At 64.7% G+C, this 20722-nt stretch carries 20 protein-coding genes; 2 read left to right on the top strand and 18 right to left on the bottom strand.

Features of this window, described 5'->3' with window-relative positions; translation table 11 throughout:
* Nucleotides 1-439, bottom strand: a 439-nt coding sequence (locus tag G503_RS0110840) for an arginine deiminase family protein (RefSeq protein WP_028027589.1), incomplete at its 3' end; no start/stop codon positions are given.
* Between the two features lie 391 nt (nucleotides 440-830).
* Between G503_RS0110840 and G503_RS0110835 the strand changes: the two genes are divergently transcribed.
* The gene (locus G503_RS0110835) at nucleotides 831-1793 is read left to right on the top strand and encodes a helix-turn-helix transcriptional regulator (RefSeq protein ID WP_028027588.1); all 963 of its coding nucleotides are present in this window, start codon (nucleotides 831-833) and stop codon (nucleotides 1791-1793) included.
* A 73-nt stretch (nucleotides 1794-1866) separates the two neighbouring features.
* On the opposite strand, the gene polA is transcribed toward G503_RS0110835, so the two are convergent.
* From polA to G503_RS16780, 6 genes are all read right to left on the bottom strand, one after another.
* Nucleotides 1867-4494, bottom strand: a complete 2628-nt coding sequence (gene polA / locus G503_RS0110830) for a DNA polymerase I (RefSeq protein ID WP_028027587.1) — start codon at nucleotides 4492-4494, stop codon at nucleotides 1867-1869.
* A 233-nt stretch (nucleotides 4495-4727) separates the two neighbouring features.
* Nucleotides 4728-5402 carry a winged helix family transcriptional regulator gene (locus G503_RS0110825; protein ID WP_028027586.1) on the bottom strand — a complete coding sequence of 225 codons (675 nt, stop codon included), beginning with the start codon at nucleotides 5400-5402 and terminating at the stop codon, nucleotides 4728-4730.
* Nucleotide 5403: 1 nt separating this feature from the next.
* Nucleotides 5404-6747: a glutamine synthetase family protein gene (locus tag G503_RS0110820; protein WP_035022925.1), complete on the bottom strand. Its 1344-nt coding sequence runs from the start codon at nucleotides 6745-6747 to the stop codon at nucleotides 5404-5406.
* 140 nt (nucleotides 6748-6887) lie between these two features.
* Nucleotides 6888-7370 (bottom strand): 50S ribosomal protein L31, encoded by a 483-nt coding sequence (gene rpmE / locus G503_RS0110815; protein WP_028027584.1) that lies wholly within the window; start codon nucleotides 7368-7370, stop codon nucleotides 6888-6890.
* A gap of 161 nt (nucleotides 7371-7531) precedes the next feature.
* A complete protein-coding gene (locus tag G503_RS0110810; RefSeq protein ID WP_028027583.1) occupies nucleotides 7532-7912 on the bottom strand; it encodes a desulfoferrodoxin family protein in 381 nt (126 codons plus the stop codon).
* Between the two features lie 72 nt (nucleotides 7913-7984).
* Nucleotides 7985-8680, bottom strand: a complete 696-nt coding sequence (locus G503_RS16780) for a 4Fe-4S binding protein (protein WP_051191155.1) — start codon at nucleotides 8678-8680, stop codon at nucleotides 7985-7987.
* On the opposite strand from G503_RS16780, the gene G503_RS0110800 reads away from it, so the two are divergent.
* The gene (locus G503_RS0110800; protein ID WP_028027582.1) at nucleotides 8673-9017 is read left to right on the top strand and encodes a response regulator transcription factor; all 345 of its coding nucleotides are present in this window, start codon (nucleotides 8673-8675) and stop codon (nucleotides 9015-9017) included. The genes G503_RS16780 and G503_RS0110800 overlap by 8 nt on opposite strands.
* A 7-nt stretch (nucleotides 9018-9024) precedes the next feature.
* Here the strand turns inward: G503_RS0110800 and lgt are convergent, their stop codons facing one another.
* From lgt to sppA, 11 genes are all read right to left on the bottom strand, one after another.
* The gene (gene lgt / locus G503_RS0110795; RefSeq protein ID WP_028027581.1) at nucleotides 9025-9855 is read right to left on the bottom strand and encodes a prolipoprotein diacylglyceryl transferase; all 831 of its coding nucleotides are present in this window, start codon (nucleotides 9853-9855) and stop codon (nucleotides 9025-9027) included.
* Nucleotides 9855-10085 (bottom strand): hypothetical protein, encoded by a 231-nt coding sequence (locus G503_RS0110790; protein WP_028027580.1) that lies wholly within the window; start codon nucleotides 10083-10085, stop codon nucleotides 9855-9857. Before G503_RS0110790 ends, lgt begins: the two co-directional genes overlap by 1 nt.
* A 7-nt stretch (nucleotides 10086-10092) precedes the next feature.
* A complete protein-coding gene (locus tag G503_RS0110785; protein ID WP_028027579.1) occupies nucleotides 10093-10386 on the bottom strand; it encodes a hypothetical protein in 294 nt (97 codons plus the stop codon).
* Nucleotides 10387-10454: 68 nt separating this feature from the next.
* Entirely contained in the window at nucleotides 10455-10685 is a 231-nt protein-coding gene (locus tag G503_RS0110780) for a NifU family protein (RefSeq protein ID WP_028027578.1), read from the bottom strand.
* A gap of 51 nt (nucleotides 10686-10736) precedes the next feature.
* Nucleotides 10737-12257: an LCP family protein gene (locus G503_RS0110775; protein ID WP_028027577.1), complete on the bottom strand. Its 1521-nt coding sequence runs from the start codon at nucleotides 12255-12257 to the stop codon at nucleotides 10737-10739.
* A 9-nt stretch (nucleotides 12258-12266) separates the two neighbouring features.
* On the bottom strand, nucleotides 12267-13550 hold the full coding sequence (gene murA, locus G503_RS0110770; protein ID WP_028027576.1) for a UDP-N-acetylglucosamine 1-carboxyvinyltransferase: 1284 nt from the start codon (nucleotides 13548-13550) through the stop codon (nucleotides 12267-12269).
* A gap of 132 nt (nucleotides 13551-13682) precedes the next feature.
* Complete coding sequence (gene tsf / locus G503_RS0110765) at nucleotides 13683-14543, bottom strand: translation elongation factor Ts (RefSeq protein ID WP_028027575.1); 861 nt, start codon at nucleotides 14541-14543, stop codon at nucleotides 13683-13685.
* Nucleotides 14544-14746: 203 nt separating this feature from the next.
* Nucleotides 14747-15559 (bottom strand): 30S ribosomal protein S2, encoded by an 813-nt coding sequence (gene rpsB, locus G503_RS0110760; RefSeq protein ID WP_028027574.1) that lies wholly within the window; start codon nucleotides 15557-15559, stop codon nucleotides 14747-14749.
* A gap of 196 nt (nucleotides 15560-15755) precedes the next feature.
* Entirely contained in the window at nucleotides 15756-16904 is a 1149-nt protein-coding gene (locus G503_RS0110755) for a hypothetical protein (protein ID WP_028027573.1), read from the bottom strand.
* Between the two features lie 636 nt (nucleotides 16905-17540).
* Complete coding sequence (locus G503_RS0110750; protein ID WP_028027572.1) at nucleotides 17541-19562, bottom strand: class I tRNA ligase family protein; 2022 nt, start codon at nucleotides 19560-19562, stop codon at nucleotides 17541-17543.
* Entirely contained in the window at nucleotides 19543-20721 is a 1179-nt protein-coding gene (gene sppA / locus G503_RS0110745; RefSeq protein ID WP_028027571.1) for a signal peptide peptidase SppA, read from the bottom strand. The genes G503_RS0110750 and sppA overlap by 20 nt, the downstream gene beginning before the upstream one ends.
* Nucleotide 20722 lies beyond the last annotated feature (1 nt).

The following is a 20722-nucleotide window of genomic DNA, read 5'->3' as shown; positions in this document are numbered from 1 at the left end:
GGTCGGACACCATGTCCACGAGCAGGTTGGTGTGCTGCTGCGGCAGCTCCTGGAGGTTGATGCCCGCCATGGTCTTCATGACCATGTCCTTGGTGCCGGCGTACTCGGAGTTGATGTAGTCCTTGATGATGTCGGTGTACAGGCCGGTGCGGATGCCCGCCTCGTAGATCCACTGGTCCAGGAACTGCTCGCGCAGCGCCGGGTCGGTGTCGAGCGCCTCGGCCATGAGGTCCTCGAGGTAGACGACCTCCACGCCCTCGTTGCGCAGGATGTCGGCGAAGGCGTCGTGCTCGGCCTGGGCGACCTCCAGGAACGGGATGTCGTCGAACAGCAGCTCTTCCAGCGTGTTCGGGGTGAGGTTGAGCAACTCATTGCCCGGGCGATGGAGGATGACCTTCTTGAGGTTACCGATCTCGCTCTTGACGTTTACTCCTTGCATAAAGCTCTCCGATCTGGCGCCCCCCGGCGCCTGTCGATTGCCGGCTGCCGCAGTACCGCTTTTCTGCGGCCATCGCGTAAGTGCGATGCTTCCATAGCGCCAATGTGGGGGATGCGCGCCCAACGGAACAGGTCTAAACTGGGTGTAGGAGAAGGTTTAAGTTACGCCTACCTAAAAACGACGTCCTCTAAACTTCCCCTAAACACGAGGTCAAAAAGGGGTTCTCAATTACCACTTTATTGACTAGAGGTCAAGAAATTTTTATGCGATTGGTCACTGATAAACTGTCAAACGCTCAAGAAGCCATGGAACTTTGTTTCCCGATCGTTCTGTTAGGCTATAATAAACGGCGGCAGGCAGGTACGGATGTCTAAGGCAGGAGAAAGAGTCCATGGGGCTGACACTGTTCTACGAAACACTTCTGGTAATCTTGGTTTCCGTCCTCACTTCCGCCGTTTGCCTTTCGGCCTTCTTGGTGTCTCGTCAGAAGATCATGTTCTACGCCTCGGTGGGATTTCTGTTCTACTTCCTCGACGTGGCCTCTATCCTCCAAGATGATTTCGCGGCCCGCTCGTTCATCGAGTTGGGCGCCGACTACTACTTCCTGCGATCGTTCCTCACTTTGGCCACGGGCGCGGGCTTTCTCGGAGCCTTCTGGCTCATGGTCTGCGAGTACCTCGGCGAACGCCGGCGCGCGATGCGTCTGGGCCCCATCGTGGCCTTCGTTGTCATTTCCGGCGTGTTGCTCGTCATTTCAGGCGACAGCTCCGTGCTGCGCTTCCTGTACTACAACTGCCGCGCCCTGTTCCTGTTCTGGATTCTCGGGTTCGCCTGCTTCCACTACCTGCGGGTGCAGGACCCGGTGGAGCGCCAGCGCCTCGGCCGCTACCGCATCCAATGTATGGTCCTCGCTGCCCTGGGGCTGCTCATGGTGACCGAGGACGTCGTGTTCTTCCTTGTGCTGAGCGTGGAAAGCGTCAAGATCGGGCCCTTCGTGCTGCTGGCCGAGCGCAACTACTGCGAGAACCTGCTCATGCTGGTCTGCGCTGCCATGATGTGCCATTTCGCCCTGCGCCAGCTGTTCATCCATTCTCACACCAACCCGGTTATGGACGACACGAGCCGCCATCGCCAGACAGCGGCCGACCTCATGGTGTACGCGAGCCGTCACCAGCTGACCCAGCGCGAGCAGGAGGTGCTCGACTACATCCTGCGCGACAAGGACAACCAGAACATCGCCTCGTCCATGTCGCTGGCCCCTTCCACGGTGAAGGTGCACGTGCACAACATCCTCCAGAAGACCGGCCACGCCAACCGCCAAGAGCTCATCCAGGACTTCTGGAAAACCGTGTAGAGGCCCGAACGGCCTTATGCGCCGCGCCTCTGGAGGGGCAGCGTCAGCCCGCCAACCCGAATCGCCGCCTCCCCTAGTGCGCTTCGGCCCAGGTGGGGCCCCAGCTGACATCCACGAGCAGGGGCACGCGCAGATCGGCCACAGACTCCATCACCTCGCGCACCATGGCGGCCAGGCGCTCCACCTCGTCGGCGGGCACCGAGAAGTCCAGCTCGTCGTGCACCTGGATCATCAACTGGGCACGAAAGCCCTCGGCCATAAGGCGGCGCTGCACCTCGTTCATGGCCATCTTGATGATGTCGGCCGCCGTGCCCTGCATGGGATGGTTCATGGCCGTGCGCTCGCCGAAGCCGCGCTGCTGGCCGTTGGAGCTGCGCAGCTCGGGGATATGACGCTTGCGACCGAACATCGTGGTGGCAAAGCCGTTCTCCTTGGCCTCGCGCACGGTATCGTCCAGATAGGTGCGCACCCCGGGGTACACCTCGAAGTAGCGGTCAATCATGTCGCGGGCCTCGGCCATGGGGATCTCCAGCGACTGGGACAGCCCATAGGCCTGCTGACCGTACACGATGCCGAAGTTCACCGCCTTGGCGCGGCTGCGCAACGAGGGCGTCACCTCCTCGGGCGCCAGACCGAACACGCGAGCCGCCGTGGAGGTGTGCAGATCGGCTCCGGAGTTGAAAGCAGCCACCAGGTGCTCGTCGGCGGACAGGTGGGCCAGAAGGCGCAGCTCGATCTGAGAATAGTCGGCCGACAAGAACAGCTCCCCCTCCCGCAGGGGCGTAAAGCAGCTGCGAATCTGACGGCCGAAATCGGTGCGCACGGGGATGTTCTGCAAGTTCGGGTCCGACGAGGACAGGCGCCCCGTCGTGGTCACCGTCTCGTTGAACTGCGTGTGCACGCGCCCGTCCAGGGCCCGCATGCGCGGCAGGGCGTCGATGTAGGTGGTCTTGATCTTCGAGAACTCGCGATAGCGCAGAATAAGATCGGGCAGGGGGTGGATGGCCGACAGCTCGCTGAGCACCTTGGCGTCGGTGGAATAGCCGCGCTGGTTCTTCTTCTTGGCCGGCAGCTCCAGCACCTCGAAGAGGATATGGGCCAGCTGCTTGGGCGAGCTGAGGTTGAACGGCTCGCCGGCCAGCTCGTAGATCTGAGCCGTGAGATCGTCCACCTCGGCCTGGGCCTTGGCGCCCAAAGCCTCCAGCCGCGGCACGTCGATGGCCGCGCCCACCCGCTCCATGCAGGTGAGCACCCCTACGAGCGGCAGGTCGATATCGACATAGGCGTCCCAGGTGCCGTCCTTCTTCAGGGCCTCTTCCATGAGCCCCTTCAGCATACGGGCCGCCGTGGCGCGGATGGCGGCGCGCTCAGCGTCGGTCTCGGCGGCGGGCAGCGTGGCTGCGGCTACCGACTCCATGAGGGAGTCGTAGGTGTAGGCACTCGTGGACGAGTTCAGCACGTAGCCGGCCACGCCTAAGTCGAAGCCGCGGGCCGCCAGCACCTCCCCATCGCTCACGCGAGCGGCCTCGGCGGTATCGGCCGGGTACACCCGGTGCAGGTCAGCCTTCACATCCAGGGCGCAGAAGGCTCCGTCGCGCACGATGGTGGCGAACAGATCGAGGGCCTCCTCCCCCTCGGCGACCACCGTGGCCTGATCGGTCACGAATGCCGCTGTGGCGCCGTCGTTGAACAGCGACACCTGCTCGGGATCGACGAAGGACACGCCCACGGTCTCCCCCTCCCCGCAGGCCCGCGCAATCTCGGCGGCACCGGCTGCGCCGGACAGCTCGGGGGCCAGAGTGAACTCGATCTCGCGAGAGGGCGGCTCCGCATCGATCATCGCCAGCACGCGGGCCAGAGGGCTCGCCAGCTGGTACTTGCCGAAGGCCTCCTCCACATCGGCCGCATCGAAGGCCGGGAAGGAGGCTGCCTCCAGATCCACGAAGAAGTCCAAATCGCGCACGATGGTGGCGATCTCGCGAGAGAGGAAGGCCATCTCGCGATTGTTCGCCAGGTTCTCCTTCTGCTTGCCCTTCAGCTCGTCGATATGCTCGTAGATGCCCTCCATGGACCCGTAGGTCTGCAAGAGCTTCGTCGCCGTTTTCGGGCCGATGCCGGGCACGCCGGGGATGTTGTCGGAGGAATCGCCCATCAGCCCCAGGAAGTCGATGAACTGCTCAGGGCTCACGCCGTAGCGCTCCCGCACCTCGTCGGGGCCGTTCACCGTGATGTCGGTGATGCCCTTCTTCGTGGTGACGATGCGCGTCAGCTCGCTCGCCAGCTGGTAGGCATCCTTGTCGCCGGTCACGAGCAGGGTCTCGAAGCCCAGCGCCTCGTCGCGGGCGGCGATGGTGCCCAGGATGTCGTCGCCCTCCCAGCCCGGCACCTTCACCACGGGGATGGCCATGGCCTCAAGCAGCTCCTCCATCACGGGAAACTGCACGCGCAGCTCCTCGTCCATGGGAGGGCGCTGGGCCTTGTACTGCTCGAGGGCCTGGATGCGATGCACCGGCTTGCCGGCATCGAAGGCACAGACCACGGCATCGGGCGCGGCGATCTCGATGAACTTGCACAGCATGGACAGAAAGCCGAACACCGCGTTGGTGGGTGTGCCGTCCTTGGCAGTCATGGGCGTCTGCACCGCATGGTAGGCGCGATGCATCAGCGAGTTGCCATCGATGACAGCGATCTTCTTCGACATGTGAGCTCCTTCGGGAAAGGACGTATCAGGAGGGGCGCCGGGGCCGCTTTCGCGGACGTCTGGGCGCGCCTTGGAGAACGCGGCTGTTAAGAAACGGATTCTACTTCAGCAGCAGCGATGCGGAGATGGTACCGACCGATGTGCATCATTTTTCTCCGTTTCTCTAGCCGCGTTCGGAAGGGAGGAAGCGCCCAGCCGGCCGCGAAAGCGGCCCGGCGCCCTCCCCGGCAGGGTCATGCGTTCCACAAATAGCCGACGCCGCGCACCGTCTCCAGGCGCTGGGCAAGCTCAGGGCCGAGCTTGGCGCGCACCCGGCGTACATGCACGTCAACGGTGCGGCTGCCGCCGTAGTAGTCGAAGCCCCACACGCGGCGCAGCAGGGCGTCACGGGAATAGGTGCGTCCCGGATGGGTGACCAGAAAGGCCAACAGCGCGTACTCCAGATAGGTGAGGTCGATCGGCTCGCCGCCCACCTTCACCTGATAGGTGGCCAAGTTCACCGTCATGGCGTCGATGACGATGTAGTCGGCCGACGAGCCCTCGTTGCCGGGCCACAACAGCTGGCGGATGCGCGTGGCGCACTCGGCGGCCGAGGCGCCGTGCACCACGAAGTCGGATTTGCACGACACCGGCAGGCGGAACTCCGCCAGCTGGCTGTCGTTCACGATGACGAGCATCGCACTCGTCCCCTCTTCGGCCAAGGCCGTCTCCACCGAGGCCACGCTGGCCAAAGCGTCGCCCCGCGCCTCGTAGATCACCAGATCGTGGGAGGGATGGGCCGCGAGCAGCTTCTTGAACTGGGCCGAGGAGCCGGCGGCCACATCCACATCCAACTTCGAGAGCACCTGCTGGAACTTGTGCGCGTTGTCCAGGCTGTCGGCGATGAAGATAACGGTCTTGCGCTGCATGCTACAACACCGCCAAATCGTGCTCGAGCTCCCAAGGGGTCACCACGGCCTGGTAGGCCGCCCATTCCTCGCGCTTGGCCTGCACCAGATAGCTGTGGATGTGCTCGCCTAAGGTCTCGCGCATCAGCGCGCTTTCGGCGAACAGCTCTACGGCCTCGCCGAGGGTCTCGGGCAGGGTGGCCAGGCCCCGCTCGCGATGCTGCTGGCGCGTACAGCCCAACGGCGCCGCCTCGTCGGCCGGGGGCATCAACTCGAGCCCCTCCTCGATACCCGCCAGACCGGCGGCCAGCATCACGGCGAAGGCCAGATAGGGGTTCGCCGCCGGGTCGGGACTGCGCAATTCCACACGGCAGGCGTTCTCGCTGTGGGGGCGATAACCGGGAATGCGCACGAGCGTGGCGCGATTGCGGGCACCCCAGCTGACGCAAGTGGGGGCCTCCCCGCCCGGGCGCAGGCGCTTGTAGGAGTTCACGTACTGGTTCGTGACCAGGGTGAAATCCGGCGCGTACTTCAAAAGGCCGGCGATGTAGGACTTCGCCGTGGCCGACAGGTTGTAGCCCGACGGATCGCTCGGGTCGAAGAACGCGTTGTTGCCGTCCAGGTCGATGAGGCTCTGGTGCACGTGCATGCCGCTGCCCGGCGCGTCGGTCATGGGCTTGGGCATGAACGAGGCGTACACCCCGTGCTTCATGGCGATTTCCTTCACCACCTGCTTGTAGGTCATCACGGCGTCGGCCATGGCCAGCGCATCGGCGTAGCGCAGGTCGATCTCGTGCTGGGAGGGACCCCTCTCGTGATGGGAGTACTCCACGGGAATGCCCATCTTCTCCAGGGTAAGTACCGTGTCGCGCCGCAGGTCGGAGGCGGAGTCGAGCGAGGTGAGATCGAACGAGCTGCCGCGGTCGAGCACCTCGGTGCCCTGAGCGTCTCTGAAGTAGAAGTACTCCAGCTCGGGTCCCACGATGAAGGCGTAGCCGGCCTCGGCGGCTTTTCGCACCATGCGCTCCAGCACATGGCGCGGATCACCCTCGTAGGGCTGCCCCTCGGGCGTGTGGATGTCGCAGATCATGCGGGCCACGGCATTGGAGGTGGGCCGCCAGGGCAGCACCTGGAAGGTGGAGGGGTCGGGAAAGGCCAGCATGTCGGATTCCTGGGCGTCCGCAAAGCCCTCGATGCAGCTGCCGTCGAAGCCCATGCCGTCCTCGAAGGCGCGCTCGAGCTCGCCGGGGACCACGGCGAAGGACTTCATGTTCCCCAGCACGTCGGTGAACCAGAACCGCACGAAGTGAACATCGCGGCTCTCGATGGTCTTCAACACGAAATCTTGCTCTGGATTGTGCAGCACGGCGCCTCCCTCGGGCTCGCTCGATGATTCTAACCATTATAATTCGCCGCCCTGGCCGGCCCCGGGGAATTTACAGGACTGCAAAAAGAAAAGACCCGCCACAAAAGCAGCGGGTCTTCGATGACATGAAGCAGCGGATGCTACTCGGCAGTCTCCTCGGCGGAGGCGACCTCGGCCTCGGTCAGCTCCACGCCAGGGGCCTCCTCGGCGGTTGCGGCAGCGGCGGCGTCCTCCATGTTCTGGACGTCCTCCTCGGCCTCGGCGCGAGCAGCGGCCTCGGCGGCCTTGGCGGCGAAGGCGGCGGCACGCTCGGCCTTGGCAGCGGCCTTGGCCTCGCGCTCGGCCTTCTTGGCGGCCTCGCGCTCGGCGATCTGAGCGGCGCGCTCGGCCTTCTTGGCGGCCTCGCGCTCGGCGACGACGTCCTTAGCGGCGCCGAAGCGGTCGGCAAAGCGCTGGACGCGTCCGCCGGTGTCGATCAGCTTCTGGGTGCCGGTGTAGAAGGGATGGCAGGCGTTGCAGATGTCGATCTTCAGCTCGGGCTTGGTCGAGCGGGTGGTGAAGGTGTTGCCGCAGCTGCACTTCACGACGCAGTCGACGTACTCCGGATGAATACCTTGCTTCATGGGTTCTCCTAACTTCCCTTGGTTTCCGACCAAGGGGTCCGATTCCAGCTTGGTTTCCGACCAAGCCAAGACAAGCCTGCTTATATTACCACCGATGCCCCAAAACACAAGAAGGACCCGCGAAGATTCACGGGTCCTTCCCAAATAACGGACTCAGCGGCTTACAGCTCGGCCACCCACAGGCCGTGGAGGTTGCAGTGCTCGTACACTTTCACCGGGGTCTCGCCGGCGGGCACCGCGAACTCGGCGTGGGGGGCATCGGCCGGAGTCAGGGGCTTGATCTGATAGCCCGCATCGGTCACCAGGCAGATGAACTGGATCCAGTGCTCCTCGGTCATGGGGTGGTCCACCGAGCCCACGTTCACGATCACCTTGTCGCCGACGACCTCGACGGCGGGCACGTGCTTCTCCAGGGCGGCGTCCTGGGAGTCGGCCACCAGCTCCACCATCTTCTCGCCACAGCACACCAGCGGCACGCCGGCGTCGTAAATCTTCACGGCAATGTTGCCGCAGTGCATGCACTTGTAGAATCTCACGTCCATGTTACGCCTCATATCTCTTGGTCGGTTACGGTGAGGGCGGAAAGGCCAGGCGGCCTATTCCACAACCGTCAATCATTGTACGGGAAAGGAGGTCCCGCCGCCCCACCACCACGTAATCGACAACGCCCCGTTATATTCCCCGAACGCAAGCCGGCGCCCCGCGGGAGGCTGCGGGGCGCCGAAAGGGAGAGGGATGGGTGCGAGAGCCTCGCCGCTTTCCCGCAGGGAGCGCGCATCATAGGGGCAGGCCGTCTGGCAGCTGCCGCAACCGATGCACTCTTTCTTGTTGATGGTCACGATGCCGTCCTCGCGCACCGCGCTGGCACCCGTGGGGCAGATCTCGGCGCAGGGCGCCGTCTCGTACATCATGCACAGCATGGGGCGGATGGTGCGCTTGGCATTGGGGTAGACGCCCTCGGTCCCGCGCACCTTCTGGTAGCGCGACTGGTTGGCCGGGAACCCGTGGGCCATGGCCAGATCGTTGATGAGGCCGTCTTCCTCCCACACGTCGAGGGCCCACGTATGATCGGTGTCGCCCTTGTAGAAGCCGTAGGCGTTCTTGGTGTAGTAGCCCAAATATCCGCCGCGGGCGAAGGCGTTGCCCACGAGCGTGTTCAGCTGCAGCAGGGCCCACTGGGACACGAAGCCGTGCTTGTGGCGGACAATGCCGCTGAAGATGTCCACGGCCGCCGGACGATAGGGCACGGTCAGACCGTCCACTTCCACGGTCTCGCCGATGCAGGCCGCCTCGCCGAACTCCTTGGCCAAGCGGCTGCTGGTGGCGCTGTTCGGCTTCGAGAGCCCCTTCCCCGGCTCCGACCGCAACCTGTTCAGCTTTGGGGCCAGCGCCGAGCAGCGTACGTCGCGCTTCAAGCTGTCCATCCAGCAGCTGGCGAAGACACGTGGCCTGTCGCCCCGAGAGACCGAGGTGTTCGCTTATCTGGCCAAGGGCCGCAATTGCAGCTTCATCAGCACTCAGCTGGTTATCTCGGAGGAGACGGCCAAAACCCACATCAAGCGCATCTACCGCAAGTTCGGCGTCCATTCCCAGCAGGCCCTGCTCGACCTCATCGAATTGGACGGCCACCACAAGACGGAGGCATAGGAAAAGGCTAGGATGCGGGTATCTCTTGGGAGCCCTGCTGGGGCAGCTTCCTCTTGGCGGCGTAGATCAGCACGAGGATGCCGCCGATAATGAGCGGCACCGAGAGCACCTGGCCCATGGTGAGCCAGCCGCCCCAGAGATACCCCAGCTGCACATCGGGCTCGCGCACGAATTCGATGAGGAAGCGGAAGATGCCGTAGAGCACCAGAAAGGCACCTACAAAGGTGCCCTGCGGCCGCGGCGGCAGCTTGCGCGACAGGGCGAACAGCACGATGAAGATGACGAGCCCCTCCAGCACCGCCTCGTAGAGCTGGCTCGGATGGCGGGGCATCATGCCGGCCGCACCGCCGAAGACGACCCCGATGGGCCAGTCGGTAGGCGCGCCCCACAGCTCGCCGTTCACGAAGTTGGCGCAACGGCCGAAGAACAACCCCATCGGCGCGGCGATGGCGCCCAGATCGGCCAAGGTGAGAAAGGGGATGCGCGTCAGCTTCGCCGCCACCGCGCCGCCCGCGAGCAGCCCCACCAGGCCGCCATGGAAGCTCATACCCCCCTGGTTGAAGGCGAGGATCTCCATCGGGTGGCTAAAATAGTAGCCGTCGCCGTAGAACAGCACATAGCCCAAGCGACCTCCCAGCACCACGCCCACGATAGCGCACACCATAAGCGTCAGCAGGTTGTCCTCGTTCATGCCGATCTTCCAGCGCCGCGCCACGGCGTAGATGATGAACGCCGCCAGAGCGAAGCCGACCACGTAGGCCAGACCGTACCAGCGCACCACGAAGGGACCGGCGGCGAAAGCGATGGGATCAAGGTTCTGGTAGATGTCGTTCAGCATTATGACGTTCCCTCATGGGCACCCATGCCGGCGCCCAACTCGATAGCGGCAAACATAACTTCCTCGCGCAGGACGGCGGGAATGCCCCCGAGCGACGAGATCCGCGTCGCGCAGTGGGGACAGGTCAGAGCGTACAGGGCCAGATCCGACCGCAGCACCATCATGGAATCGTAGGCGCGCACGTCCAGATCGGTCGCCTGACAGGTCGGGCATTTCACCGTGGCCTTCATGGGGCGCCTACAGAATGAAGCGGTTGCGGCCGCTGAACTGCTCGCGGCCGTGGGGCCCGTCGGGATCCAGATCGGGACCGTGCACCAGGAAATGCTCGCAGAAGCGGCAGACCTGCTTGATGGCGGCCTCGTAGTCGCGCTTCGGATTCAGCAAGATGTCGAAGTCCTCGCAGACCACATGGGTGGGACGGTGGCACGCCGCATAGTGGCAGTCGGCCGGGCACGGCTCGCCCGGCACGTTGTGCGGGCAACGCCCCTGCATCTCATCGTCGCAGCCGCGACGGCTCCAGCAGCCTTCCATTCCCGTCCTCTCTCGTAAAAGCGGGCCTCGATGAGGCCCGCACGATCAACACGTATTCCTAGCTCACCTTACTGAGCAGGAACAACCTTGGTCACACCGGGGACGCGCTCCTTCAGGATGCGCTCCACGCCGTTGGCCAGGGTCATCTGGGACATGGGGCATCCCTTGCAGGCGCCCTGCAGCTCCACGGTGACGGTGCCGTCCTCGGCCACGTCCACCAGGGCCACGTCGCCGCCATCGGCCTGCAGGCTCGGACGGATCAGCTCCAGCACCGCAGCTACATCAGACTTCTCAACCATAATGGCACTCCTTTGCGAAAAGGTCTTATATCGCCCACGATCATAGCATAGCTACGAGCCGGCGGGTATCCAGTCCTGGCCAATAATCACCAACACATCGGTATCAAAGGTATAGAAGTCCCCGCCGTTCACCACCCGACCCGCGGCCAGGTCGCTCACGATGGCCTTGGCGGCGATCTCGAAGGCCGGATCCTTGTAGATGACCAACGTCTCGGGATACGTGGTGTTGTCGTTGGTGTTGCCGACGGACTTCACCTGATAACCCACCGATTCAAGCAACTCGCCCATGCGCTTGGCAGCCCCAGTCACCTGGGCGCCGTTGCGCACATCCACGGTGATCAGCTCGCGGTTTACGTTCGCTGCGGATCCCTCGGCGCTCTGGGGCGACTCGCCCGCACGCACCGCCTCCATCATAGCGGTCAGCTCGTCGCCGTCGACGCGGTAGGTTTGGCCTCCCTCGCCGTCAGCCAAGCGGCCCGGCACCGCGCAGGCGTACACCGTGGCCTCGGACAGGGGGCGCAGGGCATCGCCCAAAGCGATGATCTGACCGCTCGTCCAATCGGTGCTCACCGTGGCGGCCGCATCGGACACCACCGTGGGAAAGCTCAGACCCTCCCCCGACGTGGCGCGGCCGGCCAGGTTCACCGTGAACATGGCGCGGTTCGTGGCCTGGGTCGCAAGTCCTTCGGTGAAGTTGGAGGCGCGCAGCAGCGTGACGGCCTGGCGCCCATCCAAAGTCTGCTCGCCGGCGGCCAGCACGTCGATGCCGGCCCGCGGGTCGTCCACCTCTACCTCCAGGTTCACGGGCACGCCGCCCACGATTTCCACCATGCGGGCGATACCGGCCGCATCGGTGCTGGCGAAGTGCGCGATGGGCACATCCAGAAGCTCGGATACCTGGCGAATCAGCTCGGCATCGCCGAGCTGGGTGCGGGCCTCATTGAGCAGGCACTGCTGACCGTCGGGCAGCTCCACGGAAATGCGCGCTGGCACGGTGACGAAGGTGAGCGTGCGCGCCTGCTCGTCGATGCGCACCACCATGTAGGCCTCGCCGTCGGGGTCGTTCTGAGCCGCCGGGGCCAGCCGGGCCGTGCACAGCACGTAGTAGGGCTCGCCGTCGGCCGGGGCCGTCAGGGCCTCCTGGGCATTGGAGTCGCCCAGCGATAGACGGGAGTCGGAAAAGGCGAAGAACGCCGCCACGCCCGCGGCCACGGCGATGGCCGCCACGGCGACGGCGATCACGGCCAGCGTGGCCACGCGCTTCTTGCGGGCGTTCGACTGAATCTGCTCGGCATAGCCGCGGCGATTCGCGCGGCGAGCGAAATCGGCATCGCTCTCGCCGCTGGTGGCCTGGGGATCGATCTGATCCACGAAGCCCCGCGTGGCGCGGCGCGACCGATGGCTGTCGGAAAAATCGACGCGGGACGTGCCCGTACTCGACCGATCCGCTCCGTGGCGGCCGCGACTCACGCTCGGACGCGCCACATGGGAGCCGATCATGGAGTCGCTCACGCGGCGCGAGGTGCGCTTCGTCTGCGAGGCAGAGAAGCCCTTCTTTCCGTGCAATGCCATAGAACGCCCCTAGCCCACGACCGCATCGGCGGGAACACGGCGGATATCGGCCCCCAGCGAGGCCAGCTTGCCTGCGTAATCCTCGTAACCGCGGTCGATGTGCTCCAGATGGTGCACGCTCGTCTCGCCGTCGGCCACGATGCCCGCAAGCACCAGAGCGGCACCGGCGCGCAAGTCGGTGGAAGACACCGGGGCGCCCTCCAACTCGGACACGCCGCGCACGATGGCGTGGTGGTCGTCCAGCGTCACATCGGCCCCCATGCGCATGAGCTCGGCGGCGAACATGAAGCGGTTCTCGAACACGTTCTCGGTGATGACGGAGACATCGTCGGCCAGGGCGGCCAGCAGCATGAACTGGGCCTGCAAATCGGTGGGGAAACCGGGATGCGGCAGGGTCTGGATGTCCACCGAGCGCAAAGGCTCGCTGCGGCTCACGCGCACCCAATCGGGGCCGCACTCCACCTCGCAGCCCATGGCCCGCAACTTCATGATGGCCATGCGCAAGAAGGCCGGGTCGATGCCGTGCACCGTGACCGGACCGCCCGTGAGCGCACCGCCCACGAGGAAGGTGCCCGCCTCGATGCGGTCGCCCACGCAGGTGTGCTCGCAGGGGTGCAGCGCGTCCAGAGCCACGCCCTCGATCTCGATGAGCGAGGTGCCTGCGCCCGACACCTTGGCCCCCATGGCGTTCAGCATGTTGGCCAAGTCCTCGATTTCCGGCTCGCAAGCGGCGTTCTCGATGGCCGTATGTCCCTCGGCAGTCACCGAGGCCATGAGCATGTTCTCGGTGGCGCCCACCGAGGGGAATTCCAGATACACGTGGGCGCCCCTCATGCCGTGGGGCGTAGTGGCCTGAAGCACCCCGTGGTCCACGTCGAAGGCCACGCCGAGAGCCTCCAGACCCACCAGGTGCATATCGATCTTGCGAGCGCCGATCTGACAGCCGCCGGGCATGGCCACGCGCGCCTCGCCGAAGCGCCCGATGAGCGGTCCCAGCACGGAAATGGACGCACGCATCTTCGAGACCAGTTCGTAGGGGGTCTCGCAGCTGTCCACCGCGGAGGTGTCGATGGTAAGCGTATGCCCGTCGCGGGTCACCGCGGCCCCCAGGCGCTCAAGCACCTCGCTCATGATCTCGATGTCGGAGATGAGGGGCACGTTGTGCAGAGTGGTGGCGCCCTGGCCCAGCAGGGCGGCGGCCATCAGCTTCAGCGCCGAGTTCTTGGCCCCGGCTACGGACACATCGCCGGTAAGGGTATGGTTGCCCCGAACGATGATGACTTCCTGGTTCATTTCTAGTCCTTTTGGCGGACGCGGCTGCGCCCGATAGCCCATCGTAGGTTCCTCTAAGTCACACCATTATAGAAAAAAGGTCGCCCCGGAGGACGACCTTTCTCTTATGGGAATAAAAATTCCAGCGACAGCTTACTCGCCCAGGGCGAAGCGGACGAAGCCGGCGATCTTGATGGAACCACCCAGCTCCTTGGCGCACTCGTCGGCGTAGGCGGCCACGGTCAGGTCCGGGTTCTTCACGAAGGCCTGCTCGGCGAGGCAGTTCTCCTTGTAGAACTTGTCCATGCGGCCCTCGGCCATCTTCTCTTGGATGTTCTCGGGCTTGCCGGACTCGGCGGCCTGAGCCTTGTAGATCTCGAACTCGTGGGCGGCCACATCAGCGGGCACGTCCTCACGGGTGGCGGCCACCGGGTTCAGGGCAGCCACCTGCATGGCGATGTCGCGACCGCACTTCTGGAACTCCTCGGCGGTCGGGTCGATGCCCTCCACCTCGAAGGTCACCAGCACGCCGATCTTGCCACCGCCGTGGATGTAGGCGGCCACGGCCGGGGCCTCCACTACGGCCACACGGGCCAGCTGGGTGTTCTCGCCCATCACGTGGATGCAGTCGGTCACAACCTCCTCGACGGTCTCGCCGTCGATGGTGGCGGCAGCCAGGGCGTCCACGTCGGCCGGCTTGGCGGCCAGGGCGGCCTGGGCGATCTTCTCGGCGTAGGCCTTGAACTTCTCGTTCATGCCCACGAAGTCGGTCTCGCAGTTCAGCTCGACCACGGCGCCGGTGGTGCAGTCGTCGGAGACCAGCGCCATGACGGTGCCCTCGTTGGTGGCGCGCCCCGCCTTCTTGGCCACGGCGGCGAGCCCTCGGGTGCGCAGCACGTCGACGGCCTTCTCCATCTCGCCCTCGGCCTCGGCCAGGGCCTTCTTGCACTCCATCATGCCCGCGCCGGTCATCTCGCGGAGCTCCTTCACCATAGCGGCGGTGATGTTAGCCATGGAATCCCTCTTTCTTGATAATCGAATGATTCATAGGTCTACTAAAGTCAGCGAGGTTCCGACAGATGCCTGGAATTGGCCGCCCTTAGGCCACGTTGCCTTCGGGCGATGCCGCGCCCAAAACAGGGGCCAAGGCCAGGGCCTGTCGGAACCGCAGCATCGACAGGGCCGTTCGTCCTGTCAGGGCGAACGGAGCTACTTGCTTACTCGGCGACGGCGTCGGCCACAACGTCGGCGACAACCTCAGCAGCAGCGCCCTCGGCCACGTCGGCGGCAGCCTCGGTGGCGACCTCGGCGGCAGCGGCCTCGCCGGCCATCTCGGCAGCGGTCACGTCAGCACCGGTGCCGGCGATGACAGCGTCGGCGATGAAATCGGCGAGCAGACGCACGGAACGGATGGCGTCGTCGTTGGCGGGGATGCCAAAGTCCACGTCGTCGGGATCGCAGTTGGTGTCCAGGGTGCCCACCACGGGGATGTTCAGACGATGAGCCTCGTGAATGGCGATGCCCTCGCGGTTGGTGTCGATCACGAAGATGGCGTCGGGCACCTTCTTCATGTTGCGGATGCCATTGAGGTTGGTCTGCAGCTTGGCCAGCTCCTTGTGCAGCAGGATCTGCTCCTTCTTCGGCAGCAGCGCCATGCGGCCGTCGGCGTCCATGGCTTCCAGCTCCTCCATGCGCTTCACGCGGGTGCGGATGGTGGTGAAGTTGGTGAGCATGCCGCCGAGCCAGCGGGCGTTCACGTAGGGCATGCCGCAGCGGTTGGCGGCCTCGGACACGGCCTCCTGGGCCTGCTTCTTGGTGCCCACGAACAGCACGGTGCCGCCCTTGCGGGTGAGGTTGCTCACGAAGGTGTAGGCCGCATCCAGGCCGTAGAGGGTCTGCTTGAGGTCGATGATGTAGATATCACCGCGATTGCCGAAGATATAGGGCTTCATCTTCGGGTTCCAGCGGCGGGTCTGATGCCCGAAATGCGCACCGGCATCGAGCAGCGTGGTAATGCTGACTTTCGTCATGATCACTCCATTCGTTAGTCCTCTGCCCGAGGTCTTCCCGCGCCCTCGCAGCCTTTTTCCAGTGGCCACTCGCGAAGTTCGGTCGCCCGAGCATGTGTGATAGTTGGCGCCGTGTCCGCGACCCTCGCGAACGCAGCCTATCTAGAATAGCACAATCCCCTGCAAACGCAAGGGATTGCGCAAAGAAATCGGGGGATCACACGAGTCCTTCGATGCTGCGGCGCTTGAGCGTGCGCAGCAATGCTTTTCGTTGCGCGGACGGTTTCAGACCAGCCGTGCGCCACGGGCGCCCCAGGGCGCGCGACAGCTGAGCGGCCAGATCGTCAAGCGCTTCGATAGACGAGAGGTGGAGCGCGGTAGCCGTAAACAACCGCACGTCCCCAGCCTGCACCTCGTTTCGCCGCAGCGAGTCCGCGCGAATCTTGTCCTTTTCCGCATGATGCGCATCGCTGTCGTACTCCAGACCCACACCAGCGTCGGGCCAGTATGCATCCACTACTCGGAAGCGACCCCCTTCGACGTCAATCACCCAGTTCATGCGCGGCTTCGGCAGGCCGTAGCCTCCAACGTTCCGCGGAAGGGACAGCATAAGGGCCAGCGCCGTTTCCATAGGGGACGCGGCGCCCTCCACCGCATAGCGCACCGCCCGCGCCATCTGGCGGCCCGCCTGGGAGCTTCCGTGGCTGTGTGCGACCTCCTCCATCGCCGCCAGGCACGACACTGGCACGGGGCGATGGCTGAGCGCCGCTTCTTGCACCCGCACCTCAGCCCGCGCCGTTCCGTCTTCGCCGCGTACCAACTCGGCACGTTCAGTCAACTCGTAATAGTACGTAGAGCACAGCTCGCTGATCAGTTCGGCCAGCTGGGGCATGGGCAGATCCAGGGCCAGCTGGAGCACGCACCATTCCGGCGAGGCGATGAGCAGTCCGCACTCTGCGCTGCGCACGAACGCTCCGGCGCCTGGCGTCGAGGTGATAACCGAGCAGGCGACAAGTGGCGAGTTCAGACGCGATGCCTTGTTGGGAACCATAACGCTGACGGGCATCGATACCATGCCGCATCCGCGATCTGCCAACGCGCGAATCGCCCCACGAGAGGGCTTTTTCACGGCGCCGTCTCCAACTGCAACCTCGTAGTCAATCGCTTCGTCGTAGATGACGAACAGGCGTTCGAAGGCCAGCTCCCGCGCACGCTCTTCCAGTTCCGGGTTCCCCAGCGGCACCGAACGTCGCGGAGACGGCGCCCCCGTATCGAGGTCCACGGCTCCGTCGGGAAGCAGCGACCTGTAGAAATGCCGGCAGGTCCAACACTCCGCCGCGGACACGCCCTTAACATAGGTAGCCATATGCCCTCCTTCTCATTCTGCAGAATATCATCGCTGCTCCAGCCGGGCGTGCTTCGGCCCCAAGCTCGAGCGTCAGGCCCAACTTCTAGTTTCTGACAGGAGCCTTGAATGTGGAATATCTGATATTTTATGCAGAATTCGCTCAAGTTCTCGAAGTTGCAAAATAAAAAGCAGGATTTCCACGTTTGAAAGATGGAAATCCTGCTTTTTGGCGCACAGCTCGCAACGGTAGATGCGCCTGTTCTTTGTCCCAATGAGCGACCATGTCCCTGACCTGGTAATTCTCGCCACTCGTTTCCGATCGTTTTCCGCTGCGAAACACTGCAACGTGGAAAATCTGCTTTTCTTTCGGCCTTTTCGCAAATGGGGTGAGAAAATGCGCGAAATAGCAGATTTTCCATATTCAGCAGACCCCCCCACCATAAACAATAGCCGGGGAGGCCGCCAAAGGAGGGGGGGGTTCGGAAGCACCGGTGCGGCCATCGCAAGGGAGGTTGCCGCCGAATCGCACTCAGAACAGGCGCCGCGGCGCAGGCGGCTGCCGCGCGGAGCGGTGCGGCCACAGCTGCGCCCCGGCGGCCGAAGGCGATTTTCCAGCCGCCGGGGCAACGCGCGCGAACGGGCGTCGTCACCCGCCTACTTGTACTGGCTCTCGTGCTTGCGGAAGAAGTCGAAGCGCGGGGGCAGCTCGTGAATGCGATGCGCGCCGGCGTCGATCTCCATGGCGGGGCACAGCTCCTCGTTGGAGTCGAAGTCGTAGTTCCAGCTGAAGAGCTCGTCGAAGCCAAAGCTCAGGTAGTCGCAGATCTTCTCGCAGCCCACGGGCACGATGGGGTGCATGAGCAGGCAGGCTACGCGCAGCAGGTAGAACGAGTCCAGCAGCACCTGACGGCGCGCGTCCTCATCGCCCGACTCCTCGGCGGCCTTGATATGGTCGGCCCAGTACTTGTTCGACCAGCGGATGAACTCGTCCGACACCGTCATCACCGCGTGCAGCTGCACCCGATGCATGCGCTCCTCGTAGTCGAGCATGGCCTGGAAGGCGCGGCGGCGGACCTCGTCGCTCACGCGGCCCAGGGGCATGCAGCCATCGAAGTTCTTCTGGGCCTCGTAGAAGCAGCTGCGAGCCAGACGGTTGAACACGTTGGTGAGCAGCGCCCCCTCCTTCAGAGCCGGGTCGGCCACGCGCGGATCGTCGCGCTTTGCCAGATCGGGATCGAAGGGCTTCGGCGAGAAGCCCACAGACTTCTGATCGAGGCCGAGGGCCAAGAAGTGCGCGCGCAGCTGCTCGGGGGTGTAGTGCTCCAGCAGCTGCTCGCCGGTGGGCGGCTTCACCGCACCCGACGAGGAGGCCTTCTTCTTGCCGAACAGCATGTGGTGGTTGGCCACGAGCGTCGTCTGGCGCAGGCGGGAGTCCTCGCCGTCATCGAACAGGCCGCCCTCGCCCAGAGCCTCCCACAGGGCCGGCTGGGCCACGCCGTAGAAATACAGGTTGTCCTGGCCGATGAACTGGTAGACCCGAGCATCGTCGGAGCACCAGAAGTCGCGCCAGCTTCCGCGCGGCAGGCCCCGCTCGTCGTTGGCAGCGATGGTGAACGAGATGGGCGCCCACAGCGATTCGGGCCAGCACCATACGGTGAGCCCCTCCACCCCGTCGATGACCGGCGCCGCCACGCCCCACTCGATGTTGCCCGTGATGCGGAAGGGCACGAGCGTCTTCGACGTGCGGAAGCGGATGCCGGCGCCGGCCAGCACGGTGCGGGCCGCGTCGCGAGCCTCGATGTCGGCGAACTCGATCTCGAAGGAGGACTTGTTCCCCTCGGCCTCGCGGAAGCTATGGGGCGGCAGCTGATCGGCCAGGGCGCGGTAGTCGTCCAGATGCTCGTTCTTCACGAAGACGACCGGGGGCACTAGAAACTCCGCGATGGTCTGGGGCACCACGGGGCGCACTTCGTCGTCGGCCCGCAGATCGTCCACACGCCCCTTCAGGAACGCCTCGAAATCGGGCAGGTCGAAGTACCAGTTCTCCACCGGGCGCATTTCCGGGGTGGTGCCCGTGAGGGTGGACACCGGCGCGATGAGGTCGACCGGCGCGTACTGGTGGCCCAAGTCGCACTCGTCGGCGTAGCCGTGCTCGGACTTGCAGCCCTGCACAGGGCAGCGCCCCTGCACCTGACGGCCGTTCAGGAACGTGCCGGCCTCGGCATCGTAGAACTGCAGGGTGGAATCGAGGCGCAGATGGCCCTGCTCGTGCAATCGACTGATGAACTGGTCGGTGACCATCTGGTGCACGTCGCCCGCATGCCCGATGCCGCTGCCGTCGTAGATATCGAGGCTCACTTGGAAGGCCTCCAAGGTAGCGGCCTGGCGCTCGTGGTTCGCGAGCACGTAATCGGCGATGGTGCCCGAGAACTCGCCGGCCTCCACCAACTTGCGGTAGCCCTCGTTGATGGGGCTGCCGAAGCAGTCGGTACCCGACACGAAGCGCACGTTCTCGGCGCCGATGCGATCGCGCAAGAAACGGGCGAAGGCGTCGGCCGGTACGAACACGCCGCCGATGTGCCCGAAGTGCAGGGGCTTGTTTCCGTAGGGCATACCGGCCGTCACCACGGCGCGGACCGGCCATGTTACCCGAGTGCTATCCTTCAAATCCGCCACGTTTGTCCAACTCCTTCAGCGCTTTGGAAAGATCGTTCTCGTCCACTTCGCCCATGATATCCAGCAGACGCGACAAATCGCTTGAGGGCGATTGCAAGTACACGGTATCTGCGCGGGCGATACCGGCCAGCTCGCAGGCCTTGGCCACGGCGTCCTCCAGGGTGCCGATCTCATCGACCAGGCCATTCTCCACCCCGTCGAGACCCGTGAAGGTGAGACCCGTCGCCAGGGCGCGCACCTCATCGGTGGACATGTCGCGGCCCTCGGCCACGGTTTCGATGAACACCTCGTTGATCTGGTCCACCTGGTCCTGGAAGTAGGCGCGCTCCTCCTCGGTGAGGGGACGATTGCCGCCGCTGGCATCCTTGGAATCGGCCGAGGTGATGCTGTCCACCGTGATGCCGAGCTTCTCATAGAGACCCGACACATCGGTAACCTGCATGATCACACCGATAGAGCCTACGGCCGAGGTCTCGGCCGCGTAGATGTAGTTGGCCTGGGACGAGATCATGTAGGCGGCGCTGGCGTCCAGCGAGGCACACGAGACCACCACCGGCTTCTCGAAGTCGCGCACGTAGCGGGACATCTCCTCGCCGGCCGTGGCCACCCCGCCCCCGGAGTTCACCCGCAGCACCACGGCCTTGATGTGCGGGTTCTGCTCGGCGGCGTCCAGCTGGGCCTTCAGGCCCTCGGGGCTTGAGGTGGTGCCGTCGTACTGGATGGTGCCGTCGATGTTGATGATGCCCACGGTGTCGCCCGTGACCGTATCGGTCCAGGAGGGCGAATCGTAGGAGAAAGCCCCCATGGGGGCCGTCATCACCGAGGTGCACGAGGCGATGGACACCAGTCCCAGCACGAAGAACGCGATCACAGCCGCCAGGGCCACGATCCACCCGCGGCGCTTCGGCGGGGCCGCGGAAGCTGCAGTCGGGGCCGCGTAGGCTGCGGCCGGCTGAGCCGGCGCCCCATAGCCGTAGGGGCTGGGCGCCGATTGCGGCTGAGCCTGGGGCTGGGTCTGGGGCTGGGGCTGCGCCGCGAAGGCCGGCTGGCCCTGAGGTTGGCCCGCAGGCTGCGGGATTCCCTGGGGCGCACCCGGCGTGTGGGAAGTGGGCTGGCCCGTGCCCCACACGCCGTTCTGCCAATGATTCTGCTCGGTCATC

This window comes from Adlercreutzia mucosicola DSM 19490 (assembly GCF_000422625.1).
GTDB classification, from domain to species: domain Bacteria; phylum Actinomycetota; class Coriobacteriia; order Coriobacteriales; family Eggerthellaceae; genus Adlercreutzia; species Adlercreutzia mucosicola.
Note: the sequence above shows the minus strand (reverse complement) of the source record. Positions and strands in the feature narration are given on the sequence as shown.